This window comes from Serratia sp. YWN4 (genome assembly GCF_055790845.1).
On the sequence record NZ_CM147696.1, the window covers coordinates 719853 to 740875 of the forward strand.

Annotated in this window: 22 protein-coding genes; 3 read left to right on the top strand and 19 right to left on the bottom strand. The window is 48.2% G+C overall.

What is annotated here, in order from left to right:
* Positions 1-12 precede the first annotated feature (12 nt).
* Positions 13-819, top strand: coding sequence for a YfaP family protein (locus ACX9GT_RS03375; RefSeq protein WP_473189810.1), 807 nt, complete (start codon positions 13-15; stop codon positions 817-819).
* Between the two features lie 328 nt (positions 820-1147).
* Here the strand turns inward: ACX9GT_RS03375 and ACX9GT_RS03380 are convergent, their stop codons facing one another.
* The 16 genes from ACX9GT_RS03380 to ACX9GT_RS03455 all read right to left on the bottom strand — a co-directional run bounded on the left by ACX9GT_RS03380 (position 1148) and on the right by ACX9GT_RS03455 (position 14729).
* A complete protein-coding gene (locus ACX9GT_RS03380; RefSeq protein WP_473189811.1) occupies positions 1148-1369 on the bottom strand; it encodes a DUF6500 family protein in 222 nt (73 codons plus the stop codon).
* 53 nt (positions 1370-1422) lie between these two features.
* The gene (locus ACX9GT_RS03385; RefSeq protein ID WP_473189812.1) at positions 1423-1584 is read right to left on the bottom strand and encodes a hypothetical protein; all 162 of its coding nucleotides are present in this window, start codon (positions 1582-1584) and stop codon (positions 1423-1425) included.
* A 33-nt stretch (positions 1585-1617) separates the two neighbouring features.
* Complete coding sequence (locus tag ACX9GT_RS03390) at positions 1618-2214, bottom strand: DUF1120 domain-containing protein (RefSeq protein ID WP_473189813.1); 597 nt, start codon at positions 2212-2214, stop codon at positions 1618-1620.
* A gap of 352 nt (positions 2215-2566) precedes the next feature.
* Positions 2567-3250, bottom strand: a complete 684-nt coding sequence (locus tag ACX9GT_RS03395) for a DUF1120 domain-containing protein (protein ID WP_473189814.1) — start codon at positions 3248-3250, stop codon at positions 2567-2569.
* Between the two features lie 284 nt (positions 3251-3534).
* A complete protein-coding gene (locus tag ACX9GT_RS03400; RefSeq protein WP_473189815.1) occupies positions 3535-4218 on the bottom strand; it encodes a DUF1120 domain-containing protein in 684 nt (227 codons plus the stop codon).
* A 281-nt stretch (positions 4219-4499) separates the two neighbouring features.
* Positions 4500-4895, bottom strand: a complete 396-nt coding sequence (locus tag ACX9GT_RS03405; protein WP_473189816.1) for a winged helix-turn-helix domain-containing protein — start codon at positions 4893-4895, stop codon at positions 4500-4502.
* Between the two features lie 389 nt (positions 4896-5284).
* The gene (locus ACX9GT_RS03410; RefSeq protein WP_473189817.1) at positions 5285-6130 is read right to left on the bottom strand and encodes a hypothetical protein; all 846 of its coding nucleotides are present in this window, start codon (positions 6128-6130) and stop codon (positions 5285-5287) included.
* Positions 6131-6333: 203 nt separating this feature from the next.
* Positions 6334-6912, bottom strand: coding sequence for a fimbrial protein (locus ACX9GT_RS03415; protein WP_473189818.1), 579 nt, complete (start codon positions 6910-6912; stop codon positions 6334-6336).
* Between the two features lie 10 nt (positions 6913-6922).
* Complete coding sequence (locus ACX9GT_RS03420) at positions 6923-7423, bottom strand: fimbrial protein (protein WP_473189819.1); 501 nt, start codon at positions 7421-7423, stop codon at positions 6923-6925.
* A 12-nt stretch (positions 7424-7435) separates the two neighbouring features.
* Entirely contained in the window at positions 7436-7819 is a 384-nt protein-coding gene (locus ACX9GT_RS03425; RefSeq protein ID WP_473189820.1) for a fimbrial protein, read from the bottom strand.
* 156 nt (positions 7820-7975) lie between these two features.
* Positions 7976-8782, bottom strand: a complete 807-nt coding sequence (locus tag ACX9GT_RS03430; RefSeq protein ID WP_473189821.1) for a fimbria/pilus periplasmic chaperone — start codon at positions 8780-8782, stop codon at positions 7976-7978.
* 107 nt (positions 8783-8889) lie between these two features.
* A complete protein-coding gene (locus ACX9GT_RS03435; protein ID WP_473189822.1) occupies positions 8890-11448 on the bottom strand; it encodes an outer membrane usher protein in 2559 nt (852 codons plus the stop codon).
* A 60-nt stretch (positions 11449-11508) separates the two neighbouring features.
* Complete coding sequence (locus tag ACX9GT_RS03440) at positions 11509-11946, bottom strand: fimbrial protein (protein ID WP_473189823.1); 438 nt, start codon at positions 11944-11946, stop codon at positions 11509-11511.
* Positions 11947-12147: 201 nt separating this feature from the next.
* Positions 12148-12681, bottom strand: coding sequence for a fimbrial protein (locus tag ACX9GT_RS03445; RefSeq protein WP_473189824.1), 534 nt, complete (start codon positions 12679-12681; stop codon positions 12148-12150).
* Positions 12682-13414: 733 nt separating this feature from the next.
* Positions 13415-13900: a hypothetical protein gene (locus ACX9GT_RS03450; protein ID WP_473189825.1), complete on the bottom strand. Its 486-nt coding sequence runs from the start codon at positions 13898-13900 to the stop codon at positions 13415-13417.
* Between the two features lie 4 nt (positions 13901-13904).
* Positions 13905-14729: a winged helix-turn-helix domain-containing protein gene (locus ACX9GT_RS03455; RefSeq protein ID WP_473189826.1), complete on the bottom strand. Its 825-nt coding sequence runs from the start codon at positions 14727-14729 to the stop codon at positions 13905-13907.
* Positions 14730-15235: 506 nt separating this feature from the next.
* Here ACX9GT_RS03455 and ACX9GT_RS03460 point away from each other — a divergent pair.
* Positions 15236-15658, top strand: a complete 423-nt coding sequence (locus ACX9GT_RS03460; protein WP_473189827.1) for a winged helix-turn-helix domain-containing protein — start codon at positions 15236-15238, stop codon at positions 15656-15658.
* Positions 15659-15793: 135 nt separating this feature from the next.
* The gene (locus ACX9GT_RS03465) at positions 15794-16519 is read left to right on the top strand and encodes a LuxR C-terminal-related transcriptional regulator (protein ID WP_473189828.1); all 726 of its coding nucleotides are present in this window, start codon (positions 15794-15796) and stop codon (positions 16517-16519) included.
* A 332-nt stretch (positions 16520-16851) separates the two neighbouring features.
* On the opposite strand, the gene ACX9GT_RS03470 is transcribed toward ACX9GT_RS03465, so the two are convergent.
* The 3 genes from ACX9GT_RS03470 to ACX9GT_RS03480 all read right to left on the bottom strand — a co-directional run bounded on the left by ACX9GT_RS03470 (position 16852) and on the right by ACX9GT_RS03480 (position 21012).
* Positions 16852-17430, bottom strand: a complete 579-nt coding sequence (locus ACX9GT_RS03470; RefSeq protein ID WP_473189829.1) for a DUF1120 domain-containing protein — start codon at positions 17428-17430, stop codon at positions 16852-16854.
* 441 nt (positions 17431-17871) lie between these two features.
* The gene (locus ACX9GT_RS03475; protein WP_473191500.1) at positions 17872-20289 is read right to left on the bottom strand and encodes a fimbria/pilus outer membrane usher protein; all 2418 of its coding nucleotides are present in this window, start codon (positions 20287-20289) and stop codon (positions 17872-17874) included.
* Between the two features lie 21 nt (positions 20290-20310).
* Positions 20311-21012, bottom strand: a complete 702-nt coding sequence (locus ACX9GT_RS03480; RefSeq protein ID WP_473189830.1) for a fimbria/pilus chaperone family protein — start codon at positions 21010-21012, stop codon at positions 20311-20313.
* Between the last annotated feature and the right edge of the window lie 11 nt (positions 21013-21023).

Genomic DNA, 21023 nt, shown 5'->3' on the forward strand with positions numbered 1-21023 from the left:
TAGGATAACACTATGATTATTCGTCGGTTATGTGGCATAGGTTCGTTATTGTTAATGGTGGTGACCACCACCTCGGCGTTGGCTGAACAGCGCGTTGATATTGATACGCCGCTTGCCGGGTGGCATGACACTTCGGGTGAGGGGGCCGATTTCTCCCAGCAGGTTAACTATCCGGCATCGTCGGTGAATTCACCGGCGAGCCAGTCAGCACAGGCGCTGATCAAGGGGCAGATTAAAGATTTCCCTAAGCCAGACAGCAAGGCTAAACAGGAGCCGGGGCGGCTGATTGTCAATGGCGTCAGTATGCCGCTGAAAATTCAGGAAGATGGCAGTTTTAACCGCCCCTACATCTTCCCGCAGGGCAGCAACGGCGTTGAAGTCCGTAGCCCCGATCGGGCAGCCAAGCACCGTACCCAGTTTTATGCGCAAAGAGGTAACGGAGCGATCCCGGCACGTTTACGTTTAGTGCTCTCATGGGATACGGATAATACCGATCTCGATCTGCATGTGGTAACCCCCGACGGTGGGCATGCCTGGTATGGTGGCCGGCAGTTAGCCAACGGTGGGGCGCTGGATGTGGATGTCACCACCGGTTACGGCCCCGAGATCTTCTCTTCACCGGCACCTGAAAGCGGCCAGTATCTGGTGTATGTCAACTATTATGGCGGCAGAGGGGAGGAGATCCTGACCACGGCACAGCTCACTATTGTGACCGAGGAAGGCACCACCAACGAGAAACAAGAGACCGTGATTGTGCCAATGCGTAATCCCGGTGAACTGACGTTGGTAAAAAAATTCAGCTACTCGAGCCGGGGATAAGGGAAAAGTGGGCTGTTTCTTGTTCACATGTTGGACGAGTATTTATTTCGGTCGCTAAACATTCAGTGTTCATTTGGTAACGCGGTGAACGCGACCGGGCCGGGGCCCTTGGCAATCCGCGTTCGCCTAGGCATCGCGTCTACGTTTGGCGCCTTCAATGGCTTCAACACCGACGCTCACTTAAGCTACTCCATTGCTTGAGGTTTTACTCTGTTTACGGCAATTCCCATTACCGCTGACTTAGATAGACGAAGACGTTGTGTAGGGAGGATTGCTCAACAAGAGATAAGCCGCTAGCGCACGCTATGGCGGCTTATATTTTCTGAAGTTATTCCCCCATTGACTCGACCAACGCTTTTATTTTCACCGCCTTCTCAAAGTGATCCAGCTTCATGTCTTTGATCCACCAACTGGCGGCTTCCATCAGCAGTTCGGGATCATCATTTTTATTGGCAAAGAATGCATAAAAAGAGAGCCCGACGTTATCTCCCTTCACACTGATTTTCTCATTACAAACCTGGATAATTTTCGTTCTTAATGCTTTTCTCATGGCGGGTCCTGAATGCGGAGGATAGGGGTATCACTGTCTGATTTGCCTCAGGATTATATACAACCGTCAGTGAGTTTTACCCCCAAATGTTTGGTTTCGCCATCCTGCTCGACAATCACGACCGAACTGTCGGACACCATGCCGTTTTTACCTTTCAACGGGATCGTCAGGTTAAGGGCACAAGGCTTGACGGCCCCGTCGACATACGGGGCCACAACCGGGTATGGAACCCGGCGTTAACGTGAGGGTTATAGATAAACCAGTTCGAGGGTGGTCAGGCCGTCCAAGACAACCGGTTTGGTCAGATCCAGCTCAGAGGCTTTGTTGATGTAGGCCTGAATGCTCAACTTACTGGAAAGGAGTTTGAAGGCGATTGGGGTTGTCGTCCCACTTTCAGCCCAAGAAGTCAGGTGTGATTGGATAACACCGTAAAGGCTTGAGTTATTGACGCGCCATTGAGCCAGATCGTTACTACCGATAGTATCTACATTCTTGGTATCGGCAATCGCCGTATTTTGCACCAATTTGATCCCGTACCCTCCAATCGCAGTAGCACCATCAAGCCCTAAACCTACGGCATAAGTGCTGTTGATAGTGACGGGAGGGTTAGCTGCTGCTGGGCCAGGCAGCTCTATAGCGCCAGCCAGGGTACCACGGCGACCATTGATTGCCTTGATAGCCACTCTAGTTGGTGCTTCACAGGTGATGGAGAGATCCAGTTGCTTCTCATCCAGCACGGTAAACGCATCCTTCGCCAGAGTTGCGGAGGAAATTATGCCATAGTCCACCGTGCCGCCATCGGATAACGTCGGGGTACAGGCGTTTGGATCAATGGTGCCAATCACCTTGACATCGATGCTTCAGGCAGAGAAGTGGTTGCGAGTACGGCCAGGGCACAAACAGTTTTTTGCATTTGATTCAACATCACGTAATTACCTTTTCGAGTAGAGAAAGCATTCCCGGCCGAACCTCCCCATGAAGCTCATTGTTCCGTAATAATGCTTTTATATTAAAGCCCTGAAGGGCAGTTTTTATTTCTCACCTATTTAATAGGTGAAAAGTCAAGTTTTCTATTATTGGTTAAAACCACATTCAATTTGAGAGAAATAAAATCGGCAACCTCTAATAAACTGATTTCTAATAGCCCCGCCAGCGGGCGGGGCAACAATCGGAATAATGACCGACCGGTGTTAACTATTACAGATAAACCAGTTCAAACGTGGTTAAACCATCTAAAGCGATAGGCTTGGTGAGATCCAGTTCAGAAGCCTTGGCGATATACGCCTGAACTTCCAACTTACTGACCAGGGTGGTAAAGGCGATTGGCGACAGTTGGCCAACGGTAGCCCAGGACAGCAGATTATCGGCACCATTCTGATACACACTGCCGCCAGATTTGCTCCAGCCTACGCCAGCATTGGTTGAGATAATGCTGTCAACGGCAACACCGTCCGCCATCGCTGTATTGCCAGGCAGGCGCAGAGCGTAACCCCCAATCTTGGCTTCGCCATCTAACCCCAGACCAACCCCAGGAGTGCCCGTTGAACCAAAAAGGGTGGCAGGGGCGACAGTGCCGCCAGTTGCGTTTTCAGTCACATCCGCCATGGTATTCGGGCGACCGTTGATAGCATGTACGGCAATCTTGGCTGGGGCATCACAGGTGATAGCAAAGTCCAGCTCTTTTGTCGGCAATACGGTAACGGTATCGGTATTCAGGTTGACACTTCTGATGGTGCCGTAGTCGATGGTTGCGCCGCCAGACAGCGTTGGGGTGCAGGCGGTTGGGCTGATGGTGCCAATCACCTTGACATCGATGCTTTCTGCCATGGCAGGCAGAGAAATGGTTGCCAGTACGGCCAGGGCACAAACAGTTTTTTGCATTTGATTCAACATCACGTAATTACCTTTTCGAGTAGAGAAAGCATTCCCGGCCGAACCTCCCCATGAAGCTCATTGTTCCGTAATAATGCTTTTATATTAAAGCCCTGAAGGGCAGTTTTTATTTCTCACCTGTTTAATAGGTGAGAAGTCAAGTTTTCTATTATTGGTTAAAGCCACATTCAATTTGAGAGAAATAAAATCGGCAACCTCTAATAAACTGATTTCTAATAGCCCCGCCAGCGGGCGGTGCAACAATCGGAATAATGACCGACCGGTGTTAACTATTACAGATAAACCAGTTCAAACGTGGTTAAACCATCTAAAGCGATAGGCTTGGTGAGATCCAGTTCAGAAGCCTTGGCGATATACGCCTGAACTTCCAACTTACTGACCAGGGTGGTAAAGGCGATTGGCGACAGTTGGCCAACGGTAGCCCAGGACAGCAGATTATCGGCACCATTCTGATACACACTGCCGCCAGATTTGCTCCAGCCTACGCCAGCATTGGTTGAGATAATGCTGTCAACGGCAACACCGTCCGCCATCGCTGTATTGCCAGGCAGGCGCAGAGCGTAACCCCCAATCTTGGCTTCGCCATCTAACCCCAGACCAACCCCAGGAGTGCCCGTTGAACCAAAAAGTGTGGCAGGGGCGACAGTGCCGCCAGTTGCGTTTTCAGTCACATCCGCCATGGTATTCGGGCGACCGTTGATAGCATGTACGGCAATCTTGGCTGGGGCATCACAGGTGATAGCAAAGTCCAGCTCTTTTGTCGGCAATACGGTAACGGTATCGGTATTCAGGTTGACACTTCTGATGGTGCCGTAGTCGATGGTTGCGCCGCCAGACAGCGTTGGGGTGCAGGCGGTTGGGCTGATGGTGCCAATCACTTTGACATCGATGCTTTCTGCCAGTGCAGGCAGAGAAGTGGTTGCGAGTACGGCCAAGGCACAAACAGTTTTTTGCATTTGATTCAACATCACGTAATTACCTTTTCGAGTAGAGAAAGCATTCCCGGCTGAACTTCCCCATGAAGTTCATTATTCCGTAACAATGCTTTTATATTAAAGCCCTGAAGGGCGTTTTTTATTTCTCACCTGTTTAATAGGTGAGAAGTCAAATTTCTATTCATAGTGTGTATAAGGCAAAAGATAGCGATTTTATTAACGGCTACTTATGCTCTTTATACTTTAAGCTGCATTAGCGTTGGTTGCGTTTGGTTATCTCAGTCACACTACAGAGTATTATCTTATTCAGCGCCGATAACGGCATTATCACAGTAAATAGGCATAACCAGATTATTGTTAACAGAAAACCCACGGCGCTCTGCACGAGAAAATAGCTCGGTTTCTAAACCAACCTCTTGCAATTTAGACTTGAGGTCTTTTGCTACTTGCCACAAACGGTGCGAAGACGCTTGTAAATTATTAACCTCCCATACGTTGGACATAATCTCGTCATCAAGAATATATTTCCTGTCTGAGTTGCTCAGCAAATAGCTCAATAAGTTCGCCATCGTTGACCTTATCTGTACTCGGCAAAGGTTGTTTTTACTAAAGTTCATCAATACATTGCCTTTTGGATAAAACAAAATGTTCTCCCCCAAAGTAAAACCACATACGTTTAATTGATTTTGATGAGTCATAAATTTCACCTTGTACTAGACCGATAACGTTGACTACTCAGGAATGGAATGCCAGAACTCAGTTGCCATGCCCCGTTAGTGATGTGACTAATTTTTACCTAAAAAAACCTCACTCACAACGTTATACGTTTTTTTATGGTTTTTATGAAATAAAAAACTAATTTATAATTTATTTTAAGATTAAAACACCAAAAACAAAGGCGACTCACATCCTTATGATCGCTACTTATAAATAGGTGAGCAGCCGCTTTCCGGCCTTAGGCTCCAGAAACGCATCACGTTGACAGAGATTAATTATCAGGTAGGGACGATTTAAACGAGGAGGGATTTAAAGCGAGGCGCTCATCTGTTATCAGAGGAGCCGCCTCGGAGGAGAATATGTGTCAGCGTTACTGATATCCAACGGCGAGAATAAAGCTACCTTCTACAATACCGGCTTCGGTCGCATTGCCATGCAGTGTCGCGGTGATCTCAAGAGGTGATGACTGGCTCGTACTTATCTTCGCGGGTAAAGTCTGCCCATTAACTTTGACATCAGCGTAGCCCCACCCTAGCTCGATTCTGCCTTTACCTCCTGTTGGATCTATTAGCACGGCATTAGCCGGGACATTACAGATCATATTAGTTGCCACAGTCTGTTGCATACCATCGGTATTTTGTCCCAAACTAACCTCGAAATTGAAATCCGCATTGTTCTGAATAAAGCACTGAGGGTCAGGGGTAGGAGGAGCGCCTACGCATACGAGTTGGCCGTTATTCACTTGAGCCCCGATAGGCGCTGACCGACTGGCCATAGCGGCAAACATCACGCATTCCCGCGAGATCGCATCCCCGCCCCCATAGTGGCCTGTAATTCCAGGCCCTGTCTGGCCATAAAAATACATCCATGCCTCTTCAGCCTGCTTCCAAGTGCTGCCTGCAACCATTTGCAGGCACATCGTTCCTGTTACTCCTGGGTAGAACCCATTACCATCGGATTCACAAGAAAAACTGTTCCCGTCGTGTTCATGCATGAGACCGAAGAATATCTTATCCTGGGGCATGATGTCGTTGTCATTAGGGCTAGGTATTCTCTTCCAGGTCACTTTATAGTCTTTTATGCAACTAACATCATAAGGACTTAAGTAGCATGACTCATTACCCCTGGCTTCAATACTCGTAACAATAAGGGTGGCATGCGAAGAGACTGCATATAACAACAGAAGTAAACCAATAATGTAGGACAATTTTTTCACAGCAGCGCTCCCGGCTCCCGAGTGATTAACAATTAACGCCAGGAGATACTTTTATCAGCATGCTCCCTACCTATTTTATCCATCGAGTTTCCTCTGCCCACGCCTGCTGTTCGGTTTTGCCGTTGACAGTTTCCGAATCCGAGTTTGCTTATAAAGCCAAGTGCAATATTTCGATGGTTCTCTACTATTTCGGGGCCCCAACCCTATTCATATTCCAGGCTAAACGTCGCCGCCGCACTGAACCACCCTGGTTCGATGGTCCGACTGGCGATTGCATTTGGCTCCCCCTGAACATACGCCTTTAGCGCAATACGGCTATTGCCTTCCTGTAGAGGGAACTTGTCACTGGTTTTATTAAATGGCAGAGGTTTAGCCTCCTGGGTTTCTAGCCCGATGGCGATTCCTTTGGCCTCACTGCCGGCATCCATCGCCAGCAACCCCGGTAATGCCGAACTCTCTGTCCCTAGAAAGGTCGCCTTCACTGTCTTGCCCAGGGTCAAATCGCACCCCGTTAAATAGATTTCAAACGCCTGCCCCAGGGTCCGTTTATTCAGATACAGGTACTTGTCGATAATCGTGCCAAAATCCAGTTGGATCTCTTCTTTACCCGGCGAAATAACGCAAGGTTCTGCCACCAGGGCACCATGCAGATACATATTGTTTTCACTGCCGCCTGCTGCCAGGGTAACCAAAGGTGCTGCAACCAATACCGGTGCCAGCAGCGTTGTCAACCAGGCTCGCAGGTTGCCTCGGTCAGGGCATGTCCCCAATCTGTCTTTCATCACGGGCTCCTTATTGGTAATCGGCGCGCAGGGTAGCCCAGGCTTCAAAAGCCCCTTCCGTCAACGTCGCACCCTCATTTTTCACTGGCACCGCCTCCAGGCGTGGTGGGTTGGTCAGGTCAATATCCAACGTACTGCCCGGCGTAAACGGCTTGTCATTCTGATACAGCCGGATACCTAGATTCTCTTTGTTGGTCAGTAACGCCTGATTGTCGAACCCAGCCGCTGCTCCGCTCAGACTCAGGGTCAACGCCCAATTGCCACTGCCGGTGTTCTGGCAGGATATCTGGTAGTTCAGCACCTGACGGTAGTTCACCCCATCCACCTTGTTAATGCCTACCCGTTCACCAAAGTTCACATCAACCCGGTTGCCATCATTGATGGTGCAGGGCGGGGGTTCAATCAAGGTGCCACGAAAGGCCATGTCTACATTGCCTTCTGCCTGCACAGTGCTCGCTCCTCCCACAAAGCCGCTCATCAGCAACAAGATGCGGAATGTTGTTATTTTCATGTCCAGCTCCTGTTACTGGTAGTCCACTTTCATGGTGGCGCTGGCAGTAAACTCTCCGCCCGCCAGGGTGGCACCGCTTTGTTTGACTGGAACCGCCCACAGCACTGGCTTGTTTGGATAAGTGAAGTTAACCCAGCTGTTCACGGCCAACTTGCTCCCCTCCAACTGCAATTCAATCGCTAACCCCGTTTTGTCGGTCTGCAACAGCGTATTGTCGAAGGGGGCGCCGTTGCCCTGTACCTGTAACTTCACCGCATTGTATGAGGCATCGGGACAAAACAACGTATAATTCACCGGCATGCGGTAGTTATTACCATTCACCTGAGTGGTCATTACATCACCAAAAACCACCTCAATCGGCCGATGATCGTTAATGGTGCATGACGCTCTTGCCAATACAGTGACCTTGACAGACACTCTGGAAATGTCCACGCCAGTGCTTATTAGAGGCCATGCAGTCAATACGCAGGCCAGCAAGTAACTCGCTTTCCGGCTCATTGTCATTAATACTCTCCCTGTCTCTCACCGTAGCGACGACTCTGGTGAAACCCATTATTGCTCTGTCACTACTGGACGAGACGCTATTTTCTTCTCAGGCACGACGCTGCACGCGCTGACGCTACAGCTAAAGCTCAACTGTGGCCGACCACCGTAGTCATTGACATAGGTCAACACCGGGCTGTTTCCAATGCTTGCTGCCCCCACCGTCAGTGGCATGCTTCCCTTTGGTGGCACCATCATCGGTTCAAATTCTTTTACCCCTGGAGCGCCCTTTTTGTTGCTGGCATCGACGAAGGTGATGTAGTAAGGCGTCGGGTTATTTACCACATAGTTATCCCCCTGTTTGCTCAGGGTGATTTTCTCTTGTGGTGGCGGCGCATTTCTTTCTATGGCAATCCCGGCAGGCCGATAAAACAGCTTGATGCGTGTTTGCAGAGCAAGCTGCAAGGTGTTGGCTTTATCACTCTTCGGGGGGATTTCCCGCAGGTTGAAGTAGTACAGCGTTTCGCGATCCTGTGGCAGTGCTTTAGCCGCTGGCAGTGCCTGGATCTTAACCTGGCTCGGTTTGCCAGGCTCCAGACGTTGCACTGGTGGCAAAACGGTCAGCGGGCTTTGGATCTTGTTGCCATTTTCGTCTTCAATCCACCCCTGCGCCAGGTAAGGCAGCTGTTTGTTCTGATTACTGATATTCAGACTTACTGCGTTCTGACTGCCGTCAAAAACCACCCGGGTCCGATCCAGAGCGATCGCGGCCTGAGCCTGCTGGATCGCCAGCCCCCCTAGCAGGGAAATAGCGAATACGCTTGATTTAACGGTGGTTTTTAACAGGTTTTTTGCCACCTTATCAGATTGTTTCATGGTTAATTTACGCTCATACATTCTGTTTGCTTCCCGGCCTTGCGGCCTATAAAAATTTGTTCGGTAGAAAATACATCGCCATCATTAGCGTGTTTCTTTCTCAGTCATTAGCTTGATACAGCAGATTGCGAATCACGCTTTGTTGTATTTGCCGTCGGTAAATGACAAGGCAGCAATAAGGTGTCCATCAACATGTTCGCGGGCAAAGGTGAAGGAAGCCGAAGCTCACATTGTGCAGCTCCCCCCCATTGCACCGTCATGATCTCACCCGCGTTAATACCGGTGAGGTAAGCGCTGCCATCGTCATTAACAATCCCGACTTCCTGCCTGCGTGCATTTATTACTGTTGCACCAAATGGCGGTTCACTACCGTCAGCCAGTTTGATGATAGCCATCGCTTTTTTCCCGGCGATCACATCAAACTCTCGATAACCAATGGCACCTTCAGTCAGGGTGGCCTGGACCACGGATTTAGTCGCTTCTGCGCTTCCTCCCAGCTTACCCAGATCGATACTGGCCTGGTTACGGTAGTAGTTATTCATGTCACCAATCACCGCTTTACCCCAGGCATTGGTGCTGGAGGTGCTACCGTAACCACGAACTGGCACATCGGCGACTCCGCCAGTGTCTACCAACATTCGGGTGCCACCCTGCATCTGCATACGATGCAGCGCCGCGCCTTTAGCCGTCATCGTCATTCCCCCTTGCAGACCCAGGCCGAATGCACTGTAACTCTTGTTCTGATAACTGGTGTTGGCGTTGATTTGTGTCGCTTCGCCCTCATAGTTGTAATAACCGCTGGCGTTGGCCCCGTTACGCCCCCCCCCTGCACTCAGTTGATAATTGCTGTGTTCATCGACCCGGTTGTAGTAACTCATCCTGTGGCTGGTATCGTTACTGCCTACCGAGCCGCTATAACTCACACTACTGCCGTTCCCCCAGGGAAGTGACAAGGATAAATATCCGCCATTGTCCTTGTTGCCGTTCAATTCATTGCTGAAGACAGATAACGACACGTTCAAGTTACGCAACGAACCTAAATTGAAAGGACGCGACATCATCAAGCTATAACGGTTATTGGCTCGTTGATCCCAATAGGTTTCATGCCCATAGTTGAGATAGGCGTTTATGCCCCAATCCCGGATGAACTGATTAAAGCTGATGGTGTACATTTCCTTGCCGCGACGACCGGTACGCATGCCATTAGACTGAGCATCCAGATAGTTGCTCATGCTCATGAAGTCCCGCTCCGAGAAACGGTAACCTGCAAAGGTGACCTGGCTGTCATAATCGTCAAATCGCTTCGAATAACTGAGGCGATACGAACCACCACTGAGTGTGCCTTCTTGTGGCAGGCGGGCGCGTGACTGAGTCACGTCAAACGACAGAGCTCCCAGTACAGTCAGATCTCGGCCCGTCCCCAGAGACAGGGCACTATAGTCGCCTCCTGCGAGCGCACCGCCGTACAGTGACCAGCCGTTGCTCACTCCCCAGGAAAACTCGCCTGTACCAAACAGCGGGCCCTGTGAATGATGTTGCCAATCTGACGGTTTACCCGCAGCCAACTTGAAGCGTATCGACCCCGGACGCGTAAGGTACGGGATGCTGGCAGTATTCATGGTGAATTCCTGTACACTGCCATCCTGTTCTTCTACACGTACGTTTAGCTCTCCCGATACCGCATCGCTAATGTCCTGAATGCGGAACGGACCCGCCGCTACCTGGGACTCATAAAGCACCCGCCCCTGCTGGCTAATAGTGACTTTGGCATTGGTTTTCGCTACACCGACCACCTCTGGCGCGTAACCCCGCAGGTTCGGTGGCAGCATGTTGTCATCAGAGACCAGGCTGGCCCCGGTAAAACGGAAGCTGTCGAATAGGCTTGAATCCAGGAAATTCTCACCTACGGCCAACTTCGCGAACAATGCCGGGATGGCGCGATAAGCATAATAGCGGCTCCAGTCAAACTGTCGTTCAGTCCCTGTTCCTGTACCGGTTTCATGATTAATGTTTCCTTGCCAGTCAGCACGCAAGCGCCATGAACCCACGTTAGCCCCTGTTATCCCATTAGCGCTCAGGTTGTATCCGTTAGTGCCCTGCTGCTGGCTCTTTTGCGTTCGGGTGTTGATGTTATAGTCAAGCAGCAGGCCGGGGATGCCTTCATCCCATCGGGCCGGTGGATCCCAATTCTCCGAGGTATATTCCAGGTAAGCCTGTGGAATGCTTAAATAAAGTGATGAGGTAGACAAATCTCCACGCACTTCTATCCCTGGCAGGCTGCTCTCATCCAGGCATTCGCTTTCATGCCACCAGGTTACATCCTGTATGGCTTTCTCTTTCAATCCCAACTTTTCTGCCAGCGCTCTGGTAATACAGGCGCGGCTGCTCTTCGGATCATCTGGGGAGGAGTAAAACGCGATAGTCTGTTCCGGCAAATCATCTTTGTTGATATGCACCACCATGCCGTAACTCCCCGGCATAATGTAGCCACTACGTGAGAATTGGCTCAGATCAATATTTTTTCGATCGTTGACATCCAGTATGTTGGTGTTGAACTCAATAACTTCACTGGCATAAACCACCGCTGGGGGTATACCCAACGCCAAGGAAATATATAATCCCAATATCTGATGGCGAGCCAATTTCCACGTAGGCAACAACTCCATGATCCTGACCTTATCCTTTATGCACTCTTATAATAGGGATGTGTTAATCGCATTAAACACTCAGAAATAATCCAATTTAAAATGAACCGCGGTGGAATATTCTCCAGGTTTAAATGATTGAGCGTTCGCTACCAATTTCGCGGTGTAGTCCAATTGCCGCTCGCCACGCTTAATATCCTGTGGTGGTAAAGGCGTTCCTGGCATGGCAATTACCCCTGCCTTATCGGTAATTTGTAGCGCAATACCAGAGACATCCCCTAATACACCAAATGAATTACCCTCTGCAATACCATCAAAAGTCACCTGAAAGTGTTTCCAGCCTGGCGAATTATTATCAGCTCGATCCAAAACACAGTTGACCAATTTAATTGCGAATGACGTGCTGTGCCCATATCCATCACGAGCAACATCTCTAATAGAGTTCACTTCCATATCAATAGTTTGATCTTCGTTCTTTACAGAAATAGTGCAGGTTGCATCAATAATGGCTCCTTGCATATTGACCTTTCCCCACCCCAGCACACTATTCAATGCGTAGGAGGACGGGGAGAATATGGAGAATATGCAAAAAGACACTATTGAATACGGTTTAATACCTCGCATAATGACTATTCCCTTTTCTGGTTTGTAATTAAAAAATGCATGCGGAATGGCCCGCATGCAGAAAAGATAAGCAAACCAATATAAAACAGACAGATATTAGTTATAAGCCATGGTGAAGTCGGCTACAGTCTGGAAAGAACCTTCAGTGATAGTTGCAGATGCGCCATCACCTTGCAGGTAGGCAGAGAAGCTCATGGTGTTAGCGCCGTTTTGCAGTGCTTGCGCCTTGGTAGGAGTGCCCAACTTAATAACCTGACCAGTACCATCAGTAATGGCTACGCTTGCCCCGGTCGCAGTACCGGTAATACCCAGCAGGCCATTGCCAGCAGCAGACTCCATCCCGGTGAAGGTTACATTGACTTTATTTGTCGCAGCAGGGCCAGTGAATACACAATTTTCCAGGTCGATTGTGAAATTACGTGGTTGAGACTTACCGGCATTCAGCAAGGAAGCATTAGATGCTTGGCCCAAGTCTACAGTCTGGTCAACGCTTTGAGGCTTGATTGAACAAGGTGCATCAATGATTGAGCCTGTGAAAGTAATTTTACCGTGCCCCTGATCAGCTGCGAATACCGAAGAAGATACGCCCATTGCCAACACAGTTGCCATCATGATTTTGTTCAGTTTCATTGATTACCGCTCCATAAGAAATTTAACTAAATGTGCAGGTGATCCTACAGACATTTAGCGCTGTTTATAAAAATCCATCCGTCATAATAAATGCATCATCTTTCCCATTTAATGAGTAATATAATGCAATTCGGGATGAATTCTATCTTCAGTAGAGTATTTGTATCAAGGCATGAGATCTAGCGATTAAAAGAACAGTCTATTAAAGCTAAAGAACCAAAAAAAACAATGGGTCAGGATTTTTTTATTGTTTTTCAAAATAACTAGGATTTTTAACTGTAAAATTAAGAATAAACTTAGGGTTCTGGCTGTGAATATACTAAGAGTTTAATTCTTTTTTAATATCTATAGCGATATTTTATTTTGAGTTATTGTTGATTTTTACTGCTCAGATTACAGTTAGATGTGGCAGGCAGTAATTGCCCCTTCTATGCAAAAAACTTGCTTTAGCTTCATGCATTTTTGATACCTGGTTCGTATGGTTGCGAAACGTAGTCTCACATAATTCGCGCTCGCTTGTACTGATCTGAAGGGGGAGTTTCAGCGGTGGTAGACGACACCGGTGGCAGGCAGCTACAGCGATACGATTAGCGTGGATGAAGGTTGGGTGAAGATCATAGACAAGATGATCTTCACCAAAAAGAGTAATATTACGAATGAGTAAAATGTAATGCAGTGATGGGCGTCCTTTCCCAAAGAGGGCGTACATTAATAATGGTGAAAGAGGTATAGCTTAGATACTACAGACAAAGATCGCCCCTTGAGGGATAGAGACTAATGCCCGACGGGCATCAATCATGTCTATTCTGAAAAAAGTATAGCTCCCAGGCAAAGTGTAGGAAAGATAATGCGATGCCAAGGCGTCAGGGAGGTTATCCTGCCCGGTTTTGCTCATTTTACCCATTTTGGCTTCATAGTCGTGGTTGGCATCTCTGGGCTGATAAGTGAAGTCCAACGTTCTGGCAATAATATATTTCTCGCCATTCTTCATAATCACTCCACGAATATGATTATATCCTTTGCCATCTGAAGTATAGCGTAGGCGATAAACTATCCTGTAATTAAAATCATCATATTTTTTATTCATATCGAAACTGAGGGTGGTTTTACATAACATATCATTGATGCGATATTTGGGGCGCATGAGGAGATATGTCCCCAGTGCGAGTAGAGAGATGATCAAAATGCAGACGAAATGGAGATGTTTGCTGTTTTTCATAGAATCACCAGCTTATTCTGGTTGTGACACATTCATCATTGACGGCATCAGCCCGCACACACCTGCTTAACATAGTGTAACTGCCTTTTTCTTTTTTGATGCCATTTTCACTGCTATAAAAATAAAAATTGACGTGGTCAGCGCAAGTAAGTTTATACGCATTAATATGGTGGTTAACCATTTCCATGGCATCCTTTTTCCACTGTTCATCTTTGCTTTCTGAAAAAGAGAACACTGGGCATTGTCCTACCATGCCTAAAGGAAAAGTGTCTACCTTGGGCATGGAGTAAAAATGTGTCGTTAGCCACAACGCCAATGTGATGGCAATGGACAGGAGAAGAGTGTAAAAAACAGAGTATTTTATTACGTTGCCCCACTGGGTTTCCTGTGCTTCTGGCCTTTCTATTACTGATTCCATTACTGGCTCTGGGGTTTCTGTGGGAATTTGAGGGGCGGAGTCATTTTGCAGCGGGCCAGTTGGTTCAGGCTGATTGTCGATCGTAGCGATAATAATATCCAGAGACAGCATATATCCTTGTCTGGGGACTGTAATGATCCCTTTTTTGTCCAAGTATTTAGAGAAGATCCCTCGTAATGTACTCAGGTACTGGTTCAACGTATGTGATGATCCGGCTCTGCCATAATTGTCCCAGACCTTGATTAAAAACTCTTCTTTGGTGATAAGTTGCCCTTGTTTGGCAATTAATAATAGCAGAATACGGTTCAACACTGGCGTCAGCGTTATGATATCTTCCGCGCCAGTTTCCAAAAGATGGAGGGTCCCATCGTCGGGATGATAAAGCATGCTGTGATCTAATAGGTAGTCCATTCGATGTCCTTTACAGAGCATCACGCTAGCTGAGTGGTCTTTAATTTGACTATAAACGATGATCTTGAAAATGCAATTTATATCTAATGTGGTTTTTAATTCTGTATTTTAATTATTTTTTGGTTTTATATTCTATAAAATCAAATTAAAAAAGTATAGTATTGCGATTAATGGCTTGGTGGAGGAAAATTAATGACATCACTGTTGAGGAGGTAACGATATTATTCATGAATGATACCTCTTTTGGGGTATTATATATATCTAATATATTGTCAAAAAATAGAGGAAAAAAATTATGGAAAATATAAAGAAGACGGTCTGACTTTACGTTAAGAGTTAATTTTTTATGAATCATAATGCAGAGTATTTCGGGTGAAAACAGTGAAACAACCTGGATTTAATGAGTAAAAAAGCATTCTATATTGATGAATTGGCCTATATGGCAAATGGGTTGTAATAAACACTCTATGCCTTAATATCTAAATTATATTTTGGAGGCTCAATTTATGGTTCATGGAAGTCAATCAACCCTACGGTTGTGTGGTTATACGTTGGGAGGTGATATTTTATTCTATCTACAAGACAATGTTTTGATTAATTTTAGCAAAAGTAATTTTAATCGAGTACAGATTAGACCAACAATGGCAAATTTATTGGCTTATTTACTGAGTAATTCAGATAGAGACCATATTACGGATGATGAACTTATGTCTAATGTATGGGAAGCCAATAACTTACAGGCTTCTTCACATCGCTTGTGGCAGGTATCACGAGATCTAAGGTTAAAATTACATGAGAGCGGTTTGAGAGAAGAGCTGTTTTTTCGTGTAGAACGTCGAGGTTTTTCGGTTAACAGCAGATTGGTGATGCCTATTTACTATGATGATAGTTCACCGACATCACGGATACTGTCAGTAGAAATGAGTTAAGCCAGATTTGAACTAATTGAAAGTAAAGTCACTACACATCTGTAATGTGGATAACTCATTACAGCGGCATTCTTTTAACTAAAATCAGCACCTAGGCTGATATTTACTGTGGATATTACCAACATGTACAATACTATGAAAATCAACCAGCCATTTATTGAAGGCGAATGCTCGTTCTTCCAATTAAAAAACACACCGTCAATAAGCACTAGCCAAAATATAGTGCTTATTGACGGTTGTCCATTAACCATGTTGGGCATTGAAATGCTCTTAAATACGCTTCCTACCTCATTGCATGTTTCCAATTATTCATCTCAGGACTATGATTTTAAAGATATCTTTTTAGAGAATCATGTCGATGTACTGATTACCGGGTTATTTGGCACATGCAATGATTCACTTAATGGTTTTTTTTCATTGGAAAAAGTAAAAAAATTAAACCCTAATGTCAAAATTGTTGTCGTTACTCAGGCAAAAAATAAGAAAGTATTGGAGTTTTTGGTCAATATGGGGATGGATGCACTTGTTTCTTGTGATGATAGCCTGGATGAAATGAAAAGGGCCATGATGCGAATATTGCAAGGGAAGAATGAGAAAATATGTAGTCAGAAGATCAAAGAACAACTGCCACATCTGGGAAAGAATGCCATCACTGGCCTTTCTCGTTTGAGTCATAAAGAAATGAAGGTAATTAGCGCCGTTTTGAAGGGCAAAGGTCCCCAAGAGATCAGTAAGCTGGCCTCTCGAAGTGTGAAAACGATTAGTCACTATAAGCGTAGTGCTATGCGAAAGCTTGGAGCGCAAAGTGATGCCAAAATGTTACAGACTATACAAATTCTCTCAGGACAGAACTGCGAGTGAGACCGCAGGGTTCTTCGCAGTTGTTACGCGATATTGGGCTGAAACAATCACAGGAACAGCTTCGGGTGTTGCACCACAATCTCGTTTACAGTCTTATCTTCGGCGTTCATTTCCGGTTAAACGCCTGATTAATGATTGGGCGTCTTTTAGGCAGTTCACTTCCCTGTGCCGAATGACCAGATTGGCGATTTTTCCTGCTTGCGCCCGCGGGTGCCACTCTTGATCAAAACGGTACTGCCTTTCAGTTTCACAACGCGGTTCACTTTAATGTGATTCCCCTACAGTGATTCTAACGCTCTTAGCCATGTGCTTTTATTTATGGTTTCAGGGCATCAGTTTATCAACTCCAGCGTCAGGGTGGATTCATTGGTTTGGCGTGCGGAAACCCGGGCTGCATTTTGGGGGAGCACCGCTTCAATTTCCAAGCGGGCGTTCAGGCTTTTCCCTTTAGCCAACTGACCATTTTGCACGGCAGCAAAATTGTTGCCTGGCTGGAGTTGCAGGCTTTCCCCTGGGGAACCGACCAAAATACCGTTTGGTGTAGTCTTGGCAACCTGAACGTTTTGGCCGTCCAATTGCGCCTCAAACAGGCGGACAAGCACCTGACCCCCATCGCCATAACGCGCATCGCCGCTAGCGGTACGCTCGCCGTGCAACACCAGCAGCATGGATTGGCTATAGGGGCAAACCACGTTGAGCGTCAGCACACGTTTGCCTGGGCTTAACACCTGGCCGCCTGCGCGCTCCTCTAACTGCCCACGTGACTGATTGCCATAATCCACCACGGGTGTGCTGACCGACAGGTTACAGCGGTTGTCCATTGGCAGGTTGGAGGGCATTTCAGGAAAGGCAAGCGCAAAGCCTGCCGACAGGCTCAACAAAGCGGTCAATATTTGAAAGGATCTTTTCATTATGTCTGTATGGATGCATCCTGTTTGCAATCGCTTTCAGTGTGTGGACTCTGACAGGTAGGTTGCGGCCCTATCTCCGGTTTCTTAGTACCGCAAATTCCTACGCAATTACGCTGACTCGCGCCTTTTACTTCCTTTATCGGCTTTAAGTCTGCAACACCGCGCAGACTTAGTGAGTCTCGAACTTGACTGTTTTTGTCATTACTCTGGCTAGCAGTGCAATCTTTCTGCATTCATCCTTTTATTCGAGCTGATGTTTGTCAGCGTGAACTGCCAATGCAACGACGCTGACGTGATTTTTATCGTACTGACTGTGGGGAGCGGCGATGGTTCATACCGATGCAACTATTGCCATTGCTGCCGATCGCCGTGTATCCGATTCCGTTATCCACGTTCCGGCTCTTTTGCCAACTAAGCACGCTCGCCTGAATGACATTTCCTTTAGCGACAGATGGCGTGAGTGGTTTCATACAGCCCCTCTGTTTTGGCCTTCTCCGGCAATGAGAGGCTGAAATGGCAGAATGCTTTGCCGGAAGACTGCACTTCCAGTTGGCCAAGGTCAGCGGCATCTGGAATAAATACGCTGCCCTTTTCACCCACCACGGTGACAAAGTTGCCTTTGGCATCAAATATGCTGACGCCGTACGGTAGCAGGTTACCTTGAGCATCTTTTACATCCACCATCACCCGGCGGGTGCGCACCACATCAAAATTGATGCGGCTTACTGAACCGCGCGCCGCATCGGTTTCCTGCAAGGCGTTGCCAATATCGACGTTTTTCCCCAGGCTACGGGTATCTAGCTGGATAGCAGAGCGCTTATAGCCATTAAGCGAGGGGATAACCGCATAACCGCGGCTGTCTGTCCAGGTTGGGCCTGCCGGAGTTTCCAGCCGAACGCCGCCTTCATCACCTACCTTAGCGATACCGAATGTGTCGCTGACACGGTACGGTGAGAGTGTCACTCCTTTATCGTGTACCACAACGCCTCCCGCCGCGTGAACCATCCAGGTTGTATCATTGTCAGAATTCCGGTTGACACTGCCGTTGAGCTGGCTGATAGGTGTCACCTGATCCAGGCTGGCAGTAATGGAGGTATTCTGCTGCCTGAAATCGCGCTCACTGGATAGGCTCCAGCCCCGATCCTGGCTGGAGCGATCGCTATAGCGCACCCCGGCACGGCTGCCATGACTGCTGTTGTTGAGGTAACTGCTGATGCTGCGACCATTACTGAAGGGAATATTCACCGTCAGATAGGCGCGATTTTCCGCCGCCAGGGTATGGGTTCCAGTACTGTGTTCCAAGCTGGCTCCGACATAAATACGGCCGAATTGCTTACTCCAGCCCCCGCGCAGGTAGTCGGTCTTATCTCCATCAAAGGTGTTACTGCGCGCCCAGGAAAGCGACAGGTTGCCGATATGTTCCTCGGCCCAACTGACGCCACCACCAATCTGGTTGCGGCTGCGGCCGCCCAGATCCTGTTCGTCTGCCCGCAAGGCATCGCTCAGTTCACGGTAGCCGGAGGTTTGCTGTAACGCATTGGCGTTAATACTGAAACGTTCAGTCAAATTGTGGCTCAATGAGCTGGCAACGGAGGCCCCATGTTTACTGTGCCGGGTATCTTGAGCCCCGGTAGCTTGTAATGAAAACAGTGTGCCCTTAAACAGTTGGCTGTCTAACCCGACAGCCCCTGCACGATACGGGCTGGAACCCAATAGCCCGGCGTTGAGTGTGGTCTGCGGTGTTAATATCCAGCCGTCGGCAATTGTGCCGAGCAGCGGGGCTTCGCTACTGCCTTGTTGATCGAGTTTCCCCATGCCAAACGATACTCCCGGTGCAACCGCTGTGCCGTTCAGCAAAAATGTAGACGCGGGTACGGTGAACTGGCGTTTCTCGCCGTTGCTGCCGGTAACGGTCACTTCCAGGTCTGAACGGACGTTAAGCAGCGAAAAGCCCTGTAACCGGAAGGGGCCACTTGGCACCGTGGTGCTGTGAACCAGCACGCCGGACTGGCGTACTTCCACTACCGATTGGCTATCCGCAATCCCTTCTACCAGACCAGCTCCACCACGGTTGCCCTGCAATGCCAGCTCTGGAAACATTTGAAAGCCTAACACCTGGCCCGTACCAAACATGGAGTTGGATAAACTGACCTGGCCAGCTTGCAGCACCTTCTTGATGCCGACAAACGAACGCTGGGCATAGGCTGCCTGATGGCGTATCTGATTTTCACCATTAAAACGGGTAACTGTCTGGCGGCTACGAACAAGCCAGTCGTTGGCGTTAAATCCAGCCTCGGTATTCAACTGGCTGAAATTGACTCCTGCCGCACTGCCCGCCGAGTCCATGTATTGTGCATCATAGTTGAGCAGGCCAGCCATGCCGCCGTGGTTCCAGTTGGCATTTGCTGTGCCTGGTGCTGCTATTGCCTGTGGCGGTAACACCAAGTCGACGCGTTCTTCACCTGGGTCAAGATGCAGTTCGGCTTGTGGCCAAGCGGCCTTCAGATCAAAACAGGCGTTATCGTCTTTAAATCCAGGCGGAGCAATCAGCCCCGCTTTTTGTTGAAAATCCTTGTCGGCACACAGATTGCCATCGGCATCAAAACGTGCTTTGACCTTGCCAAGCGAATTGCCGTTGACCGTTAACCTAACGGTTGATTCACCGGGCATAAAATGTGGTGCCTGGCGAAACGTTTCAGCCAATTTGGGATCGATGCCTCGCGCCTGTAACGCCTGAGAATCAAACTCAATATGAGTTGGCTCAGTGGAGAAGGCGGGTAGCGAGATCGATAACGCGCTCAACAAAGCCAGAGACAATGTTGAACGCGCCAATCCTAGCCTGGCAATGTGGTGATGCATGTCTTGCACTGCCATCTCCTGTTATTGGGCTAGTTGAGCATCATAGCTGTTGACGGTATAACCCCATGTTGTTGCCGGAGAAATACGCACCTGCGTAGCAGTGCCCGCCGTTTTATTCCCGTCTGGCGTCACTGTCAGCGTTTGGCCTGGCAGCACGTAACTGTTAGGTAGCGTCCAGGTGGTATTATCTGGCAGGGTCTGGAGCCTCTGCCCCAAGCGGACTACATAGGGTGAAGTATTGCTGACGGTGAGGTTGTTGCCATTCTTTTTCCAGGTCAGCAACTTCCAGGGCGCAAGCTCTTTTGCCAACCCGGCCGGGCGGATAATTACTGGCAGATTCTGACGCACGGTCATACGCACTTCATTTTTGCCCTTTTGCTGCGGTGGTATGCCTTCAAAGATAACGCGTTTCAGCCGTTCGGTTTTCAGCGGTGTTTTGTCGGTCAGGATAAAACGTACTCGCTGGCTTTTGCCGGGTTCAACCCGCGCTGCGGGCGGCGTGATGGTCAATAGGTTTTCTGTGTCGTCTTTGATATTTTCCAGTCTGGTGATTAGCAGCGTAGGGAAAGCATCCGTGTTTTTGACGTTAATGGCACCCTCACCATCTTCTTGCTCGACAATCACGACCGAACTGTCAGGTACCATGCCGGTGGCATGGCTATGGGCAGACAACAATAACAACAGGGCAGAGGTTGCAGCTTTAAACGGGGAAGAATTTGTCATGATAGATTACC